A 19,123-nucleotide genomic window follows, 5' to 3' on the forward strand; every position below is an offset into this window, starting at 1 on the left:
CACATGAAAAATGCAACCGCTCTCCTCACGACGGCGCTGGTCGCTATTTCGACGGCCGCTTTCGGGGGCGAAATAACCGGCACCGTAAAGACGGTCGATAAAAGCCATGATGCCATCACGCTGACCGACGGCAAGAGGTTCACTCTGCCAGAGGGGATCGAGGCAGAGGCTCTCAAAGTCGGTGAGAAGGTGAAGATCGTCTACTCGACCAAGGCCGGCCGGACCGTGGTAACGAGCATCAAGGCCGCTCAATAATCCCCCTTCAGTCAAGGACCGCGCCGAGGCGAACCCCCTCAATTTGCATCAATCGCCCCAACGGCGAAATCCTTCAACAATCTTGGTTTCCAAGGCCCGGCTTAATTTAGTGCACGGAATATGCCGCGCACGTCGGGTCGAACTCGAAAAGGTTGCGTAGTGGCGGTCACGACACAGACATTTCATGCTTCAATGTTCAACAAGGTGCCAGAGGTCACGCTGATCTTCTGGATTGTCAAAATCCTCTCGACAACCGTTGGCGAGACGGGGGCGGACTACCTGGCGGTCCATGTCGGCCTCGGCACGATGACGACCGATATCGGCATGACAGCGTTCCTTGTCATAGCCCTGCTCTTGCAAGTGAGAGCCCGCAGATATGTCCCGTGGATCTATTGGCTGACGGTGGTGCTGGTCAGCATCGTCGGCACGCAGATCACGGATCTTCTTACCGACAAGCTCGATATCAGCCTCTACAGCAGCACGACCGCGTTCAGCTGCGCGCTCATGGCGACTTTCGCTGTCTGGTATGCCGTCGAGCGCACGCTGTCGATCCACACCATTGTCACGACCCGGCGAGAGTTGTTCTACTGGACGGCCATCCTGTTCACCTTCGCTCTAGGGACGGCCGCCGGCGACCTGGCGACGGAAGCCCTGGGCATGGGCTTTCAGCTCGGCGTGATCATATTCGGAGCGCTGATCGCCGTGATCGCCGTGGCCTTCGCTCTCGGTGCCAATCCGGTTCTGACCTTCTGGCTCGCCTATATTCTGACGCGCCCGCTCGGAGCATCGCTCGGCGACCTGCTCTCGCAATCGCGCGAATATGGCGGCGTGGGCCTTGGCACGATCTACACCAGCATCGCCTTCCTTACCGTAATCGTGGCGCTCGTGATGTGGATCACCGTCACCGGCGAACACGGCAAGAGGCTTCGCTCGGCCGAATGAGGGCCTGTTCTTTAGAAAATTCCCAAACAATCTCTCACAAGAAAGAAATGCGTGCATGAAGAAGGTCATTCCGGCAATCGTCATTGGCGCCTTGGCAATGGTAGCCGGTGAGCCGCTCCTGAACGGCGATATGCGGGCTCCATTCCTGTCCCATGCGTCGGCGGCTTCCAAGCTCGGCGAGCTTGCCTCGTTCCGCACCATTGTCATCGACGTGTCGACATTGGTCGACCGGGGCGACCTCGCTGGCGCCAAGACCCGCATCAAGGACCTTGAAACCAAATGGGATGAGGAGGAAGCCGGCCTCAAGCCTCGCGCCGCCACCGACTGGCACAGGATCGACAAGGCCATCGACAAGGCTCTCGACGCGCTGCGGGCCGATGCGCCTGATCCGGCAACCTGCGAGCAGGTGATGGCGGACCTATTGTCGACGATGGATGCGGTGACCCATTCCTGAAAACCCTGCGTCACATCTATTTTCTCTCGCGACTCCACGATGGCCAGAGAAAATTTCATCTTTTACTCGACGAAATATTGGACAAAGGAGCGCGTCATGACCTCGGTGGCTCGAAGGGTAGTCGCATCTTTGCTGCCAGCGCTTTTGGCGCGAGAGAACCTTATTTCCTTAGTTGCCTTGGGCGGTCTTGTCCTCTTTTCCGTTCTCGGTGGGCTGTCCGGCTCAGACGATTCAAGCCACGCTATCTATGCCTATGGTGCGGCCTCACTGGCGGCGGCCCTACTGTTTCTTGAAAGGCTGAGGCAACGCGCCCGGCTCAGAGCCAGCCCCATCGAGACGAGGGTGTCGCAAGGTCGCGATCAAGCCTTTTTACGCAAATGGCGCGTGTGGCTCGTGGGTGCCGTTGGCCTAAGTGTCGCCTTTAGCACCGCTTATGTCGGCAACGCCGTCTTCACAGGCAATTTCGGACAGGTCGTCGCTGGACAGGCCTATCGGTCGGGTCAATTAAGCAAGCATCCGCTGCGATATTATGTTGGGCGCTACGGCATCAAGACGTTTCTCAACTTGCGGGGACCCAATCCGGAGCAGGCCAGGTACGACAACGAACGCGTGAACGCCGACGCGCTCGGTGTGCGGCACATCGACTTCAGGATGTCGGCGAAGCGGATCTTGCCTCCGGACCAGGCCGAAGAGCTCATTGCCATCATGGCAACCGCTCCCAAGCCGATCTTGATACACTGTGCCTCGGGGGCGGACAGAACGAGCCTAGCCGCCGCGCTGTAGCTGGCAGCGATTGCCAAGTCGAGAGAAGCCAAGGCTGAGGCGCAGATTTCATTGCGCTATGGTCATATTCCACTGCCCTTCCTGCCGAACTATGCGATTATAAGCAGTTGGGAGCGGCTGGAACCACTGCTGGGTTACGATCACGATGAAACCTAGCGCTTGCCTTGCCGCTCTGCCCGTCTTGGCAAAGACGGCTGCACGGCAACTCCGCCATTCATCGACCAGGCGTCGTACAGCCGGTGCTGTTGCCTGCGCTCCGCCCACGGTCGGCGCCACTTCCTCCCACGCCGATCCCGGCGGCATACTGAGAGCTGGAATCATGTTTTAGATTTGGAAATACAATTCGATTAAAAATCGATTGCAATACAAAATATAACGCATTTCAACGTATATTATTGTATTTCTTGAAATATTTTTACCGAAAATAACTGCTAAATAATTATCAGAATTTTTATAATTCTGTGATCTCACATTGCTAACCACGCGTCGCTTTTACTCAATGAGTTATGGATAAATCGATGACGCGTTTCCTGAGATCCTTCCTGCTAGGATCACTGTCGATCGTGCCGGCGCTTGTCGTTCAACCGGCTTCGGCCGAGGTTGCCTACAAGCATGTGCTGCTGATCAGCGTGGATGGCTTGCATGCGATCGACGTTTCAAACTATGTCGCCGCGCATCCGGGATCAGCCGGTCTCGCGATCGGTGAAGCGTCTGCATGTCGAGCTGCTCCTGGCTCTTGAGTTCGACAAAACGCATCGTCGGCCGCGTCGCCGCCTCCGCGATCCCCTCGGCGTCCCGATCGTCATTCTTCTGCGCCTTGACATAAGGCCGTACATATTCGGGCGACATCAGGCGGACGTCGTGACCGTGGGCCGCGAACACCCGGCCCAGATGATGCGCACAGCAGCTGGCCTCCATCCCAACGGTGCATGAGGGCAGTTTCTCCGCCATGACGACAAGTGTCTCGCGCTTGACCTTGCGCCGCATCACCACCGCGCCCGACCCATCGAGGCCCACCACGCTGCACACGTTCTTTCCAAGATCTATCCCCAGAACAGCAATTGTCGTCACAGCCATGTCCAATTCCTCCTCCTGAACCACCGGCGACACTACGGCACCGGAAGGAGGGGCGGGCCATTCCATAAAAGTCCGCACATGCACTGGAGCAGGATCGGCCCGACATCCTGAAACGCGGCCAGGCTTGGTTCGACGGTCAACTCGATCTCGATCCGGCAAAGCTAGTGTTCATCGACGACCCGAAGAGCAGCGCGGAGCAGCAAGACGGGACTGTCGACGAAGATGGCACGCTTGCGTGGAAGAGCGCTCCGCGGCGAGCGTTGCCGGGCCGGCGTTCCCCACGGTCATTGGAAAACGACAACTTTCACCGGAGCATTGCGGTTGACGGGCATGACGGCTCCCTTCGTCTACGATGGCGCCATGAACGGCAATGTATTCCTTGCCTATGTCGAGCAGGTGCTGGTCCCGCCCCTTGGACTCCACGACGTCGTCGTGATGGACAACCTGCCAGCCCACAAGGCCGCCGGCGTGCGCAAGGCGATCGAGGCAGCAGGGGCGAGCCTGCTCTACCTGCCGCCCTACAGCCCCGACTTCAACCCGATTGAGAATGCATTCTCCAAACTCAAGGCGCTGCTACGGGCAAAGGCCGAAAGAACCATCACCGCCCTGTGGGGCGCGGTTGGTTCGATTGTCCACCTCTTTACCCCAACCGAATACGCAAACTACTTCCAGGCCGCCGGCTATGAACCAACTTAAACGGGATGCGCTCTAGGACATCTTAAATGTCAGTGAGACACGCAAGCCGCCCAGGGGGCTTCGCGCGAGCTCAATCGTACCAGCGTGGAGCTCGATCAATTCCTGCGCGATCGCCAGTCCGAAGCCATCTCCCCTGACGACAGTATCAAGCCTTTCGCCTGGTCTGAGGACGTCGACAAGCTTCGCGTCGGGAACGCCGCAGCCATCGTCCTCCACACGAACTACCACCCGGCCCGGATTTGCATGAGCGGTGATCGCAATCCGTCCTTTCGCCCATTTGCACGCGTTCTCAAGAACATTGCCGACAATCTCATCGAAGTCACGGTGTTCGCAGATGACCCTGATCTTCTCATCGATCGAAATAGAAAACTGCAGAGCGCGCTCGGCAAAGAGCTTTTTCAAAACCTCCACGATGGCGAGGACAGCCGGCGCGAGAAGTATTCTTTCCCGGGCCGTGCCACTCATAGCGTTCGCCCTGGCTCGGCTCAGATGATGGCGCAGATGTCGATCGATCTGCTCGACAGGTATCCGCAATCCCCTTTTCGCCTCCACGTCAAGCTTCTCTAGCTCCAGTTCGATCGAGGCCAATGGGGTCTTCAAACCATGGGCGAGATTGGCCACCTGCCTTCGCGCGGCATCGAGTCCAAGCTGATTGTGCTCGATCAATTGGTTCAGCTCGCTGACGAGTGAAGCGAGTTCGAGCGGCTGCTCCGAGGCAAGTTTGGCGGCTACTCCAGACCGCACATTTGCAATATCTCGTTCCAGACGGCGCAAGGGTCTCAATCCCAGGCGAACTTGAAGAGTAATCGCTGCCGTCAGGCCAAATCCGAGCAGGAGCATGCTGGCCGAGACAGGCCAGATCAACTGCCATACTGCTCCAAGAACTGCAGCTCTCGGAGCCGCGGCGACCACCAAATAGAGCTTTCCATCCAAGGTTACCGAACGCGCTCGGGCGTGGACGCGAGACCCTCGCGTGGTCGTGCCCTCAAAGGGCCTGATCGGATCGAGAAACTGCATGAGACCCACGTTTTTCAGCGGATCGAGGCTGGATGGCGCCAGGACTTGATCGGTGGTCGAGCGAGCGAAGGAATTTAGGCCACCCGGCTCTTGCTGAAAAATCTGCCAAAACCACCCCTGATGGGAGCGATCGAATGTTGGATCATAGGTCGATCGAAGATTTTCATTTACGCCGCGAATACCACGGTCGGTCAGCATATCCGAAATAGCGGCGGTTCGAGCGTCGAGCTGACCATCGATCTGTCCCACCACGAAGCGCTCGATAATCCAGCCGATCGTCAACCCGACGATTATGATGGCAAGTGCGGTAAGCCCGATGCCCCACAGCAACAGGCGTGCCTGGAGAGAGCCAGAGCGCCTGCTCATGACGCTTTGTCCACAAGGCGGTAGCCCCGTCCTCTGGTCGTCTCGATAAGGTCGTATCCAAGCTTGCGCCGTAGCCGGGCAATCATGACCTCGAGTGAATTGGAATCCACGTCCGCGTTTCGTTCATACGCATGCTCGAGAAGGTCGAGCCTCTCCACCACAGCCGACTTGCGCATCATCAGACATGAGAGGATCCGCCACTCCAGTGCGGTGAGTTTCAGAGGATAGCCATCAAGCTCAAACGCACCTGTTTGTGTGTCATATTTAAGTGGCCCACATTGAAGCTGTGTTTGAGCATGGCCGTTGGCACGACGAACAAGTGCGCGAAGGCGAAGCACCAGTTCTTCGACCCTGAATGGCTTGGTGAGATAATCGTCCGCGCCAGCCCGAAAGCCCTCGACCTTGTCGGACCACCCATCCCGCGCAGTCAAGATAAGTACCGGCAGGTGCCGACCATGGGCGCGCCAATTCCTCAACACCGATACCCCGTCGACTTTGGGCAAGCCCAGGTCCAGCACGGCAGCGTCATAGCCCTCTGTATCCCCCAGGTGCTGGCCATCCTCGCCATTGGAGGCAATGTCGACGGCAAATCGCTCCGCTCTGAGAACGTCGGCGATGCGAGCGGCGAGATGCTGATCGTCTTCTACGAGCAAAACGCGCATTTTCAGACCAATCCTGAACAAGAGAACGGTGATGATTTATCCCGTGAGGCTAAACCCAGCCTGAACGTAGCGGTTCAGGGCGCGGTCGAGCGCCGTGGGTAATTTGTGGTCATGTTGCCAACAAAGGAGACCACATTACTATGCCTTCAGATCTCAAAGACGAAACCAGCCCTCGGGCCAGTGCTGAACTCAAAGGCAAGAAAAGACAGGCGAGCGCAACGGTTCGCGCCATTCTCGCAGGTATCATGGTTGCGACAGGCGCCGTCATCGGTGCCGGCGCAGTTGGCTTCACTCGTCCCGCCGTCCAGATAGCCCCGGCGTCTCCCATCGCGATCTCCTCGCTCGCCAGCGGCAATATCGTCACGGTGAAAGGAAAGGTCGCGGAAATTTATGGCGACAAGTTCGTCTTGTCGGATCCGTCTGGCCGAGCTTTGGTCGAGACAGGCCCATCTGGAGAAGGCAGCAAGCTCGTAGCATCGGGCGAAGTGATCGGCGTCCAAGGGCGATTTGAAAATGGGTCCATTCACGCCGCTTATCTGATCCTGGCCGATGGCAAGGTCGAAGCCCTGGCACCCTCCCCTGCCCGGCCGCCGCATGACTGGCTTCATCGCCTGATCGGCCCCCGCTAGACGAACGTCATTCAACCGTCCGACACGAGAGTGTCGGACGGTTGAATGTTATCCGGGCGGATCTTTCCTGAGTTGCCAGTGAAGCATCGGTCTCGTGCAGCAACCAAGGAATACCGCAGCTGTGTCTACACGCTTGCGATGAACAAACGCGCGCACAGCGCGGCAGCGAGCGCCAGTGGCATGACGAAACAGCCGACTTTCAAGAAGCGCCAGAAGCCCACATCTTCGCCTTCCCGCCGGATGACCTGAAGCCACAAGATGGTGGCGAGCGAGCCAGTCACTGACAGATTGGGACCGATGTCGACGCCGATCAAAAGACTATCGATCACGAGATGCGGCGGCTGTGCCTGCGCCACGGCGGTGCTTGCGATCAGGCCCGCGGGCAGATTGTTGATGAGGTTCGATCCAAAGGCGAGGATGGTGCCGGCTTGGATTGCCACCATGGTGGGCTCCTGTGGCGCTGCGCTGAGCCAGGCAGCGATCTGACCGATCACCCCGGTAACGTTCATGGCCTCCACCAGCACGAACAGGCCAGCGACGAGAAGAAGAACTCCCCATGAAACATTCCTTGCGAGAATGAGAGGCGAGCGCCGCGCGAACGCCGATACGCCCAGTGCCGCCGCCAGTCCTGCGATCGCCGTGGGATAACCAAGCGGCTGATCGAGTGCGGACATTATCGTCAGCAGGACCGCCGTGAACAAGATCGACGCGAAAGCTGCATATCCGCCCTTCGTCAAGGACTGACGATCTGCCGCCTTGGCACAAGCCCCGGACAAGAGCCTTCGCTCGACGAACCACAAGGCGCCAAACGTCACCACGATCGATGCGAGAGATGGCAGAGCGAAAGATCCGAGCCATTGCATGAGTGCCGGCATATGCCCGCTATAGAGAACCAGATTTGCAGGATTTGAGATCGGCAACACGAAACTGGCGGCGTTCGCAATCAATGCGCAGGCGAACAGAAGCGGCAAGGGTTCTGCCTCGGCTTTTTTGGCAGCAGCGAATACTGCCGGTGTCAGCACGACCGCTGTCGCGTCATTCGACAGGAATGTCGTTACGACCACGCCCGTGAGATAGACCAACACGAACAGACTCAGCGTCGATCCACCGGCGAAATTGACCGCAGTGGCCGCGACCCAGTCGAAGAGGCCTTCCGCTCGAGCAGTCTCGCTCAGAAGCATCATTCCGATGAGAAACAGATAGACGTCCAGCCCCTTGCCGACGGCATTGAACGCGTCAGCGAGCGGGATGAGCCCGAGGCCGAGCAGCAGCAATGCCCCGCCTACGGCCCAGATCCATTCCGGCCAGCGCATTGGTCGGGTGATGACCCCTGCAGTCGCCACTCCAGCAATCGCCCAAGTTGCGACAACCGACATCACCAATCTCTCCGTTTCAGTCAAGGCCGAGCTGCATACCGCGAGGCAGGCCGGTAGCCAAGGCCACCAGACTGGCAGGCAGTCCCCTACACCGCTGGAGGTCGTTCCCCGCAAGTGCGACCGCGGCGCAGCTCGCCCACATGTCGACCAAACTCAACGGCACAGGCTTCCAGCCACTTTTGCTCCCGATCCGGTTAGCGTCTGCCCGATGAAGGTCATCGAGTTGTGGCATGGCATGCCGCGAATCAAGGAGTGTTGACCGCCGGAACGCTGCGGATGACCCGGCAGGCAGGCCGCAAGAGCGCGCCGAACCCCAGCCATAGACCAACGGAGACGAGGGCAAATCCGCCTAGGATGTAAAAGGCCGCCTGGAAACCAAAGATCTGGGCCAGCCATCCGCCGATAGCAGGAGAAAGACTAGCTCCCACACCCTGAACCGTAGTTACCGCGCCCTGTCCGACGTTGACTCGACCGGTCCCGTCGAGAAGGCGTGCGACCAAACCAGGGACCGCAACGCTCTGCAATCCTGCTCCGATGCCGTCGAGCGCTTGGACGGGCCACACTCCCCAGTATTCAATGAACGAACCAGCAAGCAGACCCCTGATGGGCAGGGACGCAAAGGAGATGAGCAATACGATCCAGTACCCTCGGCTCGAGGCCAGACGCATGGCGGCGATCGAGGCGATGATCATCACCGCCTGCGCCACCACGATGGTCAAGGCTGTGAAGACAGCTGGATCCGCCGTTCCGCCACCGACAACGGCCATGCCGTAGAGGGGCAACATCGCGCCATTGCCGAGATGGAAAAAAGCGAGTGCTCCTGCCAGCAAGAGCATTGGCTTGTTGTGCAGGAGTTCCAGAAAACCTTCGGCTTTGCTGCCGGGCCCGGTGATCTCGGGGCCTTCCAGCCCACGCGCCGCCTGATGATCGATCGCATGTTCCGGGATCAACAGGACAGAAATGATCGCCAGAACGCCAAATATCACTGCCAGAAAGACAATTGCGGGCATGCCGTAGGCCCAGCCGAACCAGCCAGACAGGCCGGCACCCACCAGGTTGCCGGCATGATTCCAGGCTTGGTTCAGGCCATTCTGGAGGTTGAAGCCTTTCTGCTTGACGATGCCCAAGGTCATGCCCGCGACTGCGGGACCGATTGCTGCACCCGCGACCGCGGTGGCAACCTGGCTCAGGGTTACAACGACAGGGGACTGCGAGAGCAGAATGAGGCAGGAAGCGAGGATGCTACACATGCCTGTGACCACAACGACCCAGCGCTTCTTATAAGTATGATCGATGAACGCACCGGCGGGCGCCGTCATCAACATGCCCGCGATACCGCCAGCGCTCATCACCGAGCCGATAGGACCCGTGGCCCAGCCGTATTGTTGGAGGAAGACGCCAAGGAAGGGGCCTATGCCCGCCTGCAGATCGGCCATGAAAAAGTTGAGCGCCAAGAGTGCCTTGTTTGCTCGCCGTCGATCGCCATCGTCTCCTTCCCGTGACGCTGCCAATGACTTTGCTGGGCTGATTTGCATTGTCGAGCTTCTCCAATGACGGGACCTGGACGAAACACGTGTTGAAAATCGACGCGAGACGCGCCACGACGGTGAGACAAAGCATCAGTGCGCACTGAGCCCCTCGAGGTCTCATAGGCCGGATGAGTGGCCACAAGCTGAATAGACTCGTTCAGGCTCGGTTAAGGTGGTTGCGTCGCATGTTTTCATCTGGCCGCCCGCCAGCGATGTCCCATGATCTGAACTTCGCCGGAAGCCAGCGTCAGCGATACCCGTGTCTGGCAGTCGGCGTTCTTGCCCAAGGCCGAGGGGTACTGCAGCGCGACGCCGACCGAGCGCTCGCCCTTCTTTGGCAGCGCCGTGTCGTCAATAATCCCAGGTCACGGTACCGCCGACTGTCCCGTCGGCTTCACTGAGGAAGGCCTTCTCGAGCGGCGCGGCGTCCCAGACACCGCTGGTGATGAAGTGATGAAGCTGGTCGGAGCCGACACCGCCGTCGCGGGCCGCCATCGGCTGGATGCTCTTTCGATCAACTGTTCAGTCGCCAAATCTCAAAGTTTAGCAAAGATGCAAACCCGACCCATAGGGCGAGTGGAGTCAAGCATAGCGCTGCTACCAGGTCGAGCCGCCGGAAGTTATTGATGGTGATCAGGATGATTACGAACTGCGGGATGATATCAATCAGTCCGGCAAGTGGATTGTTAAGCCCGAAGAATAGCCATGACCATAGCGCATTGAGCGTGAGTTGAAGGAAGAACAGCCCTAGCGCAACCCTGCGTTCAGCTTGCTTCCCAGATACGTCTAGAAGGCGCCATACGGAATAAGCCATCAAAAAAAACAGCGCCGTCCAAACTGGCGCAAAAATATAGTTTGGCGGATTAAATGATGGCTTGGAAAGCTCCGCGTACCATGAGGCAAGATTGGGGTAAGTTGCCCACTGTCCCAAAAGTGATGCGACGATCACCGGCAACACAGCGATCGAGGCCCGGAGCCACATCGGAAGCCGTTCTTCGTTTTTTCGATTCGTCATGACGAAATCCTAAAATAGCACTGAAGACAAATAGTATTTTGACTGGAGGGGATCATGACAAGAGTAGGACGTAAACCTCCGGAATCCGTGAACAAACGAGGAGCTGAACAAGCGGTCACCTCGGTTCGAACGCCAGGCGGACGCCCAGTGCTACGAACATTACGCCCATCCCCTTTTGCAGCCAGCCGCGATCCGGCTGCTTCGGCGCAATCACTGACTGACACGGCCAGCAGCGGTTACGAGGAGCAGGTTAATGACAATAGCGATGAGATTGCCTGTGATGCCGAGCAGTACGAGTTGAGCAAAGGGATTGCCAGCCTTGGCATTCACGAACTGAGGTAGCAGCGCGAGAAAGAATATTGCGACTTTCGGATTGAGAACGTCACTCAAGAATCCCTTCTAGAATATGGTACGCAGGTTTGTATTGTTTGGAACGTCTGCGGTGATATTCAATCCACTTCCCCGCCCGGTCAGTGCGCCGAGCCCGAGATGGACGAGATAGGCCGCGCCGACCATCGGCATCCAGCCTCGCTATCATTGCTTTTGTCAGCGTCAGGAGCGCGTCGCGCGAAATCAGTAGGCGCACAAATGCTGATGGAAAGTTCGTTGCTGGTGACCCGCCCAAGTAATCCGATGAAGCCCTTTTGCGGCGGCATCGGAGCAGACTGTGATCTCCCCAAAAAATTGATATTCTCCATCCGAACCGTCAGATTTTGGCGAAAACAAAGAAACCAACATCGATGGTTGCGGCTTTGAATCCAGCCTCGCAGTAGCAGAGGTAATAGTTCCAGAGCCTGCGAAAGCGCTCCGGGAACCCCATTGCGGCGATGTCGGGCCATGAAGCATGAAACCGTTTGTGCCACTCGGAAAGTGTGGCCGCATAGCTCTGGCCGAACATTTGCGTGGAAACCAGCCTGAGCCCGGCCTTCGCGCCTTGTTCGACAATGATTGTTTTGGTCGGAAGCATCCCGCCTGGGAAGATGTGACGCTGAATAAAATCAGGAGAGCCACGGTAAGCCTCGAAGCGAGCCTCGTCGATCGTGATCACCTGTATAACGGCTTTGCCGCCGAAATTCAGGCGATCATGCAGCGTTTCAAAGTAAGCCGGCCAGTAGGCCTCGCCGACTGCCTCCAGCATTTCGATCGATACGATCCGGTCATAGGAACCCTCGACGTCGCGATAGTCGGTCAATTCCAAAGCGGCTTTGTCGACCAGCGTCTCCTGCTCCAAGCGCTTTCGACCGAAAGCCAGTTGCTCGGTCGATAGGGTAACACCGGTAACGTGAGCACCTGCACGAGCCAACCTCACGGCCAAAGCTCCCCAGCCGCAGCCAATCTCGAGTACGTTCTCGCCGCCCTGAAGGTTCAGGAGTTCTTCGATTTGTGACAGCTTGGCTTCCTGGGCTTCTTCAAGCGTCTGGTTTGGATGCGCATAAAGCGCCGATGAATAGGTCATTGTCGGGTCGAGCCAGCGCTCGTAAAATGCATTGCCGAGATCATAGTGGAAGGAAATGTTTCTACGGCTTCCAGTTTTGCTGTTTACGCGCAGCACATGGCGTATGCGATTATACACGCGGGCAGGCCAGAAACCCGAAATGCTGCGATCGAGCACAGGGATGTTTCGCGCCGCCAGCTCAAGTAGTGCGGCGAGATCCGGGCTTGACCAATCACCATCGATGTAGGCTTCTGCAAAGCCCAGATCTCCGTGGCTGAGGAGCCGCCGGATTGCTCGCCAGCCATGGAGGACGAGCGTGGCGGACGGTCCGGACTGCGCACCTGAATGCTCGATACGATCACCACTAGGCAGCACGACGGTGATGTGGCCGCAATCGATCCGCGCGATCATTCGGCCAAGCAAATGAGCGACCAGGCTTTCCTTGGGCCCTTTAAAGCCGCTCAAGGTTCTTGTCTTGATGTCAAACGTCATGCACGCTGCTCTTCTCTCGACTGCTTTCAGGGTTTGCTCCGCGCCCGATGGTGACGGGCCGATCCGGTGGGGAAGGCCGCGGATAGAGACGGATTCCCTTCAGCCAAATAAGCAGTGCTTCCCAATAGATGCCCGCGATGACTTTGAACGTCATCAGCGGATAGACGAAGAACGCGCGGGCTAAAGAGGCGTCTGACAAATCCTGCCTGACAGCGGTCAGCCTGGCGATAATGAGCGGTCCATCGTCATCGCGGCCGATAACCGAAACCGACACATCCTTCCCCGGAGGCACGATAGAGAAGGAATAGATCATGTCGGTGGTCATGAAGGGCGAGACATAAAAGGATTTTTGGCTTTCTTGCCGCACCGGCCCAGTTATGCCGGGAGCGACGGGAATGAGGTAGTTATGGCGCTGCCTGAACGTGTTGTTTACTTCGTAGAAGATCGCGGACAGTGAGCCGTCGCGCCTATGACAGAAATAGATGCTGAGCGGATTGAAGGCGTATCCGAGGATGCGCGGCATTGTGAGCAGCCGGATCGGTCCACCCGTTTCGATGCCGGCCTCATGCAGTTGACGGATGATGCTGTCGCGTGGCGATTGTGTCGCCCCCTCGCCGTGGTCGCGATCATGGAAGCTGAAAAGGTTGAACCGGTTGTGCGAGAAAAAGCGAAGTCTGTTCTCCAGCACTTCTATTTCGTCGAGATCGAGCAGCAGGTAGAAAATGCTGTAGCGCAGGCGGTGCTGTCTTGGCCGCAACCTATGGTGCATCACAGCACCGGTATAGAGACCCGATCGAAGTTCCGGCATTAGGCTGCCTCCGCCTCCGGCAGGCCGGGCTCGCTGTCATGAATATGGATGCGGCCGGATTCGCCCGGAACCGTCCACGGCCGCCGCACGCCGCCGATCGCTTCGGCGACAGCGAGGCCGGCTTGCAGCCCATCCTCGTGAAACCCCGCGCCGAAATAGGCGCCGCAGAACCAGGTGTTGCTGCGCCCTTGCAGCGACCAAAGCTCCTTTTGCGCCTGCATCGCCCGGGCATCGAAACGAGGATGGCTATAACTCATTCGCTTGAGGACCGCCTCGGATGCGATCTCGCGGTGGGGATTAAGCGTTACGAACAGCGGCCGCTTGCTTTCAATCCCCTGTAGACGGTTCATCCAATAGGTCACAGCGAGCTTACGGCCATCATTGCCATCTCTCGTCATGTAGTTCCAGCTCGACCAGACACGCCGCCGCTCCGGCATCAGGCGCGTATCGGTATGAAGGACCGCGTCATTGACGATATAGTCGAACGCGCCAAGCAGACGTCGCTCTTCGCTACTCCAATCGGCCAGCATTTCCAGAGCCTGGTCCGCGTGTGCTGCGATGACAACGTGATCGAAACGGCGACGGTGGCCATCGCGTCCAACGAGCTCGACGCCACCTTTTGCGCGAACAATCGCATTGACGGGATAGTTTGAGACGACTTCGGGTATGGCTTTGGAGAGTACGTGGACATAGGACCGACTGCCGCCGGCGACGGTTCGCCAGACCGGTCGGCCAGCAAGCTTCAGAAGACCATGCGTCTGGCAAAATCGGATGAACGAAACCGCGGGATAGGCGCCGATTTTTGCTGCCGGGGTCGACCAGATTGCGGCCGCCATTGGATAGAGATAGTCATTGCGGAAGCTATCGCCGTAGCCGGCCGCATCGAGATATTCGTCGAGGGTTATCATTCCTAACGCCGCAACATTCCGCGGTGCTTCGCGATAGAAGCGGACGAGGTCGCGCAACATCATCCAGAATCGTGGGCTGATCGCGTTCCGGCCCTGCGCGAAAAGACCCAGCAAACCGGTGCCGGAATATTCGAGACGGCCGTCGTCGAGTGAAACGGCAAACGACATATCGGAACGCTTGGTGGTGACGCCGACATGATCGAATAGAGCCGTCAGGTTCGGATAGGTGTTCTCATTGAAAACGATAAAGCCTGTATCGACAGCCAAGCCTGCGGCGTCGACAGTGTGGCTGTGCCCCCCAAGCCGGTTATCAGCTTCGAAAAGAGAGACGCGATGCCTTTTCGAGAGCAACCATGCGGCAGACAGCCCGGAAATGCCACTGCCCACGACAGCAACGTCGAGGCCTTGATGAGCCGCCGGGCCAGGTTCCCGCCAGCTACGTCCGTCGGTTGCTGCAATCTCTCCGGTCAAAGGATTTCCCTCCGCGCGCCAAACTGCCAATATTTACGGAACTTGGCGCGCAATAGATCACTCCTTGCGTGATCCGATCGCAGGGCGCGGGCGTATGAAGGGCAAATGGATGCAGCGAGCTCATATTTTGGAACCAGGAATACGCAGCAGGTCCGTCCGGCAGCGAGGCCGGTTATTTTGAACGAGGCAAGACAAAAAGAAGTGCTGCCGTCTCCTGAGGAACTGATCGGTCTCATCGACGCGGTTGCGCGGAAGCAGGACCGGAACGCCTTCGCGCGACTTTTCGGGTACTTCGCGCCTCGCGTCAAAAGCTTCCTCATGCGAACAGGCCTTGCAGATTCCGCCGCAGAGGAAGTAACCCAGGAGGTAATGATCGCGGTATGGCGTAAAGCGTCTTATTTCGATCCACATAAATCGGGTGCGTCGACTTGGGTGTTCACGATTGCCCGCAATCAAAGGATCGATCGGCTGCGCCGAACCAGATCCCGGAACGCCGATCGACTTCTGGATCCGAGTGACGAATTCGAGATGCCGCCTTCGGGTGAAGATATCGCCATCGTTGCCGAACGGGAGGAAGGGGTGCGCAAGGCGTTGGAAAGCTTGCCTATCGATCAGTCAACCATTGTGCGGCTGTCGTTCTTTGCCGAGAAGCCCCATGTGGAGATTGCAAGAGAGCTGGGCATTCCTCTCGGCACCATAAAATCCCGTGTTCGGCTCGCATTAAATCGGCTGCGGACCCTTTTGGACAGCGATATATGACGATCAACCATCACCCCAGCGATGAAACGCTGATTCGTATGGCGGCCGGCGCATTGGGCGCAGGTCCTGCGCTTGTCGTCTCCGTCCACCTCGAAGGATGTGCGGTCTGCCGCAACCGTATGGCGCACTTCGAGGCCGTTGGCGGCGCGATCCTAGATGAGATGTCGCCCGCTCCGCTCACCGCGGATTGTTTCGGACGCACCATGGAGAGGCTCGAGGTTGCTCAACCTTTGCAGCCCAAAGGCCGAACCAAGACGAAACATCCGGAATTGGGAATAGAACTTCCGCAGGCGATGCAGCACTGCGAGATCGATCCGTGGAAGTGGCTTGGACCGGGGTTCAAATGGAGCAAGGTCAGGATTCCCGGCAGCCCTGACGAAAAAGTGATGCTGCTCAAAGGTAGAGCGGGGCTCCATCTCCCGGCTCATGGGCATACCGGCCTCGAATTCATGCAAATTCTGTCAGGAGCGCTGGCTGACGAGCGCGGCCAGTATTTACCAGGGGACCTCGACGAGGCCGGCGACGATGTGGATCATCGGCCTGTGGTCGGGCAGGAATCGGACTGCGTGTGTCTTGCCGCGCTTGAAGGCGATACGCGTCTTCACGGTTTGCTCGGCCGACTTCTGCGTCCAATCGTGGGTTTCTGATCGATGGCCGCGGGGAGCGCGTTCAGCACAGCGCGGCGAGAAGTGGCCGGTACATGAAAGCATTTCCGTCTCCGGTCTATTTTCTGAACGTGATTGCCAGGATCGGTGCGACACGATCCCATAGCGTTGTCCGCTATGGACTCCACTCGCGCCACGTCCTTGACATCTATCCGGCCGCCAAGGGCGGACCGTCGCCAGTCATCGTCTTCTTCTATGGCGGCGGCTGGGAGGATGGCGAGCGAAGCGACTACCTCTTCGTTGGACAGGCCCCGACCGAGCGCGGCTTTACCACCGTGATTCCCGACTACAGTGCTTTTCCTGAAGTTCGCTCCCCCGGCTTCCTCCAAGATGCGGCTGAGGCAATGCGCTGGAGGGTCGATCATATTGCGGGGTTCGGGGGCGATCCTCGTCGCGTCATCGCCATGGGTCATTCCGCCGGCACCCATATCGCCGCCATGCTGGCCTTCGATCGCAAATGGCTTCTTGGGCTTGGTCTCGATGCAAGCGTCGACCTGCGCGCCATTATCGGCCTTGCCGGTCCCTATGACTTTCTCCCGCTTCACAGCCGGACGCTGAAACGGATCTTTGGGCCTGAAAACTACCTCGCCGGCACACAGCCGATCAACTTCGTGGATGCGGTTGCTCCGCCGGCATTTTTAGCGACAGGAAACAATGATCGGACCGTCGAGCCCGGGAACACGATTCGGGTCACCGAACGCATAAGATGCATTGGCGGCGAAGCGGAAACGAAGCTCTATGACCGTTTAAACCACCGCACGCTGATCGGCGCGTTTGTGCGTCCGTTGCGGTTCCTGGGGCCGATCCTCGACGATGTCGCCGGTTTTGCGCTGAAGCATACCGATCAACAGGTGCTTGCCGGCAGGCCGGCGGCGCAGGACAGGAGCGCATGACCCCAGCGATCTTCGTTCTCGCATTGGCGGTTTGCCTCTCGGCGACGATGATCGGCGCCTGGCTTGTGGCGCTTCGTACGGGTCGGTCGGGCTGGATCGACGCGATCTGGTCTTTCGCCACCGGCGCGTTCGGCGCGGCAGCGGCCCTGATACCACTCGCCGACTCGCAAATCTCGATGCGGCAGGTGCTTGTGGCAATCCTGGCGCTGGTCTGGTCGTTGCGCCTCAGCATCCATATCGTGGTGCGCACCGTGCGAGGCGGCGACGATCCACGTTACAGACAGTTACGCGTGGACTGGGGCGGCTCTTTCAAGCGTCGCCTCTTCTGGTTTCTGCAGATCCAGGCCCTGGCGGCGCTGGCGTTGGCGCTGTCGATCATGCTGGCAGCTCATAATCCCGCGCCAGGTCTCGGTTTCGCTGATTGGTTCGGTATGGCCGTGCTGATCGTTGCGGTCGCTGGCGAGACGACCGCCGACGGCCAGCTTGCCGCATTTCGGTCCGACCCCGGCAACAAAGGCAAGGTTTGCGACATCGGTTTTTGGGGGATATCGCGCCACCCAAATTATTTCTTCGAATGGTTGGGCTGGCTCGCCTACGCCATAATCGCAATAGATCTTGCAGGCGCCTATCCTTGGGGTTGGCTGGCGCTCGCCGGGCCATTGCTGATGTACTGGCTGCTCGCTCATGCCTCCGGCATTCCGCCCCTCGAAGCACACATGCTGCGCTCGCGTGGCCAAGTATTTCGCGACTATCAGAACCGCGTCAACGCATTCTGGCCCGGTCCGCAACGCGCCGTTGACGCGAGCAACCATGGAGACATTCGATGAGTCTGATTTCTGCGGCGATTTGCGCCGCCGAACGCGCACCGCTTCCCGATTATCTGAAGCAGATGGGCATCGAGATCCTGATCAGGCGCACGACACGGAAGTTGGCCTCAGCCTCCAGCCGGGAGGAGGGAGATTTCGTGCGCGCGATGAGCGGACACCCGATCGCCGAACATGCGGACGCGGCCAACGAGCAGCACTACGAATTGCCGCCCGAATTCTTCGCGCTCACGCTCGGCCCGCACCGTAAATATTCTTGCTGCCTTTATCCGACGGGCGTTGAGAAGTTGGCTGACGCAGAGCTTCGGGCACTTGAGGAAACAGTCGGGCACGCCGATCTTGCCGAAGGGCAATCGATTCTGGAACTCGGCTGCGGCTGGGGATCACTGACGCTTTTCATGGCCGAGCGGTTCCCACATTCGACCATCACCGCGATCTCGAATTCGACGCCGCAACGGCTCTATATCGAGGCGGAGGCGGCGGTGCGCGGTCTCACCAATCTCCGTGTCATTACAGCGGATATGAACGGCTTCATGGCCGAAGGGACATACGACAGAATCGTCTCGGTCGAGATGTTTGAACATATGTCGAACTGGAAAGGTTTGCTCGAACGGATCAGGGTATGGCTCCGGCCGGAAACCGGGCGTCTGTTCGTTCACTTCTTCAGCCACAAGCACAGTCCCTATCGATTCGATCACAAAAACGAGGCGGACTGGATCGCCCAACATTTCTTCACCGGCGGCATCATGCCGAGCCACGGCTTGCTGAGGCACTTTCCGGAATGCTTTGCGGTTGAACGGAACTGGCGCTGGAGCGGGCTGCACTACCAGAAGACGGCGTTGGACTGGCTGGCGCGCTTCGATGAAAACAGCGGGCGGATCGATCCCATCTTACATGAGGTCTACGGCGCCGACGCTGGGCTCTGGCGTCAGCGTTGGCGTCTTTTCTATCTGGCGACGGCAGGCCTGTTCGGGCACGCCGGCGGCGAGGAATGGGGCGTGAGCCACTATCGCCTGCGTCCAGCCTGACGCCCGATTTGCCGATGAATTTTATTCGACATATTTGGA

Annotated in this window: 20 protein-coding genes and 2 pseudogenes; 11 read left to right on the forward strand and 11 right to left on the reverse strand. The window is 58.5% G+C overall.

Annotated features, from left to right (window positions below; genetic code table 11):
- The first annotated feature begins 3 nt into the window (after positions 1–3).
- The 4 genes from ACZYTC_RS32850 (at position 4) to ACZYTC_RS32865 (ending at position 2,434) form a co-directional block, all read left to right on the forward strand.
- Positions 4–255 (forward strand): DUF1344 domain-containing protein, encoded by a 252-nt coding sequence (locus ACZYTC_RS32850; protein WP_488991594.1) that lies wholly within the window; start codon positions 4–6, stop codon positions 253–255.
- A 192-nt stretch (positions 256–447) separates the two neighbouring features.
- Positions 448–1,197, forward strand: a complete 750-nt coding sequence (locus ACZYTC_RS32855; protein ID WP_488991595.1) for a COG4705 family protein — start codon at positions 448–450, stop codon at positions 1,195–1,197.
- A 55-nt stretch (positions 1,198–1,252) separates the two neighbouring features.
- Complete coding sequence (locus ACZYTC_RS32860; protein WP_488991596.1) at positions 1,253–1,651, forward strand: histidine kinase; 399 nt, start codon at positions 1,253–1,255, stop codon at positions 1,649–1,651.
- Positions 1,652–1,747: 96 nt separating this feature from the next.
- Positions 1,748–2,434, forward strand: a complete 687-nt coding sequence (locus tag ACZYTC_RS32865; protein WP_488991597.1) for a tyrosine-protein phosphatase — start codon at positions 1,748–1,750, stop codon at positions 2,432–2,434.
- A 624-nt stretch (positions 2,435–3,058) separates the two neighbouring features.
- On the opposite strand, the gene ACZYTC_RS32870 is transcribed toward ACZYTC_RS32865, so the two are convergent.
- A complete protein-coding gene (locus tag ACZYTC_RS32870; protein WP_488991598.1) occupies positions 3,059–3,511 on the reverse strand; it encodes an IS110 family transposase in 453 nt (150 codons plus the stop codon).
- 68 nt (positions 3,512–3,579) lie between these two features.
- Here ACZYTC_RS32870 and ACZYTC_RS32875 point away from each other — a divergent pair.
- Positions 3,580–4,207 (forward strand): annotated as a pseudogene (locus ACZYTC_RS32875) (IS630 family transposase); the annotation flags it as partial.
- Between the two features lie 12 nt (positions 4,208–4,219).
- Here ACZYTC_RS32875 and ACZYTC_RS32880 read toward each other — a convergent pair.
- Positions 4,220–5,590: a sensor histidine kinase gene (locus tag ACZYTC_RS32880; protein WP_488991599.1), complete on the reverse strand. Its 1,371-nt coding sequence runs from the start codon at positions 5,588–5,590 to the stop codon at positions 4,220–4,222.
- Complete coding sequence (locus ACZYTC_RS32885; RefSeq protein ID WP_454818689.1) at positions 5,587–6,252, reverse strand: response regulator transcription factor; 666 nt, start codon at positions 6,250–6,252, stop codon at positions 5,587–5,589. Before ACZYTC_RS32885 ends, ACZYTC_RS32880 begins: the two co-directional genes overlap by 4 nt.
- A 245-nt stretch (positions 6,253–6,497) precedes the next feature.
- Here ACZYTC_RS32885 and ACZYTC_RS32890 point away from each other — a divergent pair, with 245 nt between their 5' ends.
- Positions 6,498–6,881 carry a hypothetical protein gene (locus ACZYTC_RS32890; RefSeq protein WP_488991600.1) on the forward strand — a complete coding sequence of 128 codons (384 nt, stop codon included), beginning with the start codon at positions 6,498–6,500 and terminating at the stop codon, positions 6,879–6,881.
- 125 nt (positions 6,882–7,006) lie between these two features.
- On the opposite strand, the gene ACZYTC_RS32895 is transcribed toward ACZYTC_RS32890, so the two are convergent.
- From ACZYTC_RS32895 to ACZYTC_RS32930, 8 genes and pseudogenes are all read right to left on the reverse strand, one after another.
- The gene (locus ACZYTC_RS32895) at positions 7,007–8,257 is read right to left on the reverse strand and encodes an arsenic transporter (protein WP_488991601.1); all 1,251 of its coding nucleotides are present in this window, start codon (positions 8,255–8,257) and stop codon (positions 7,007–7,009) included.
- A gap of 245 nt (positions 8,258–8,502) precedes the next feature.
- Positions 8,503–9,792, reverse strand: a complete 1,290-nt coding sequence (locus ACZYTC_RS32900) for an MFS transporter (protein ID WP_488991602.1) — start codon at positions 9,790–9,792, stop codon at positions 8,503–8,505.
- A 212-nt stretch (positions 9,793–10,004) separates the two neighbouring features.
- Positions 10,005–10,302: pseudogene (locus ACZYTC_RS32905) on the reverse strand (transposase); the annotation flags it as partial.
- Positions 10,301–10,801: a TspO/MBR family protein gene (locus tag ACZYTC_RS32910; RefSeq protein WP_488991603.1), complete on the reverse strand. Its 501-nt coding sequence runs from the start codon at positions 10,799–10,801 to the stop codon at positions 10,301–10,303. The gene ACZYTC_RS32910 and the pseudogene ACZYTC_RS32905, both read right to left, overlap by 2 nt.
- A gap of 210 nt (positions 10,802–11,011) precedes the next feature.
- A complete protein-coding gene (locus ACZYTC_RS32915; protein ID WP_488991604.1) occupies positions 11,012–11,191 on the reverse strand; it encodes a hypothetical protein in 180 nt (59 codons plus the stop codon).
- 316 nt (positions 11,192–11,507) lie between these two features.
- Positions 11,508–12,728, reverse strand: a complete 1,221-nt coding sequence (locus tag ACZYTC_RS32920; protein WP_488991605.1) for a class I SAM-dependent methyltransferase — start codon at positions 12,726–12,728, stop codon at positions 11,508–11,510.
- Positions 12,718–13,536, reverse strand: a complete 819-nt coding sequence (locus ACZYTC_RS32925) for a DUF1365 domain-containing protein (RefSeq protein WP_488991606.1) — start codon at positions 13,534–13,536, stop codon at positions 12,718–12,720. Before ACZYTC_RS32925 ends, ACZYTC_RS32920 begins: the two co-directional genes overlap by 11 nt.
- Positions 13,536–14,903: an NAD(P)/FAD-dependent oxidoreductase gene (locus ACZYTC_RS32930; RefSeq protein WP_488991661.1), complete on the reverse strand. Its 1,368-nt coding sequence runs from the start codon at positions 14,901–14,903 to the stop codon at positions 13,536–13,538. The genes ACZYTC_RS32925 and ACZYTC_RS32930 overlap by 1 nt, the downstream gene beginning before the upstream one ends.
- A gap of 189 nt (positions 14,904–15,092) precedes the next feature.
- On the opposite strand from ACZYTC_RS32930, the gene ACZYTC_RS32935 reads away from it, so the two are divergent.
- From ACZYTC_RS32935 to ACZYTC_RS32955, 5 genes are read left to right on the forward strand one after another with little or no spacing between them, the layout of a single operon-like run.
- On the forward strand, positions 15,093–15,674 hold the full coding sequence (locus ACZYTC_RS32935) for a sigma-70 family RNA polymerase sigma factor (RefSeq protein WP_488991662.1): 582 nt from the start codon (positions 15,093–15,095) through the stop codon (positions 15,672–15,674).
- Entirely contained in the window at positions 15,671–16,321 is a 651-nt protein-coding gene (locus tag ACZYTC_RS32940; RefSeq protein WP_488991607.1) for a ChrR family anti-sigma-E factor, read from the forward strand. The genes ACZYTC_RS32935 and ACZYTC_RS32940 overlap by 4 nt, the downstream gene beginning before the upstream one ends.
- Before the next feature lie 53 nt (positions 16,322–16,374).
- Positions 16,375–17,232, forward strand: coding sequence for an alpha/beta hydrolase (locus ACZYTC_RS32945; RefSeq protein WP_488991608.1), 858 nt, complete (start codon positions 16,375–16,377; stop codon positions 17,230–17,232).
- Positions 17,229–18,059 (forward strand): DUF1295 domain-containing protein, encoded by an 831-nt coding sequence (locus ACZYTC_RS32950; RefSeq protein ID WP_488991609.1) that lies wholly within the window; start codon positions 17,229–17,231, stop codon positions 18,057–18,059. Before ACZYTC_RS32945 ends, ACZYTC_RS32950 begins: the two co-directional genes overlap by 4 nt.
- The gene (locus ACZYTC_RS32955) at positions 18,056–19,084 is read left to right on the forward strand and encodes an SAM-dependent methyltransferase (protein ID WP_488991610.1); all 1,029 of its coding nucleotides are present in this window, start codon (positions 18,056–18,058) and stop codon (positions 19,082–19,084) included. Before ACZYTC_RS32950 ends, ACZYTC_RS32955 begins: the two co-directional genes overlap by 4 nt.
- The last annotated feature ends 39 nt before the right edge of the window (positions 19,085–19,123 follow it).

It is taken from the genome of Labrys sp. F242 (assembly GCF_057813875.1).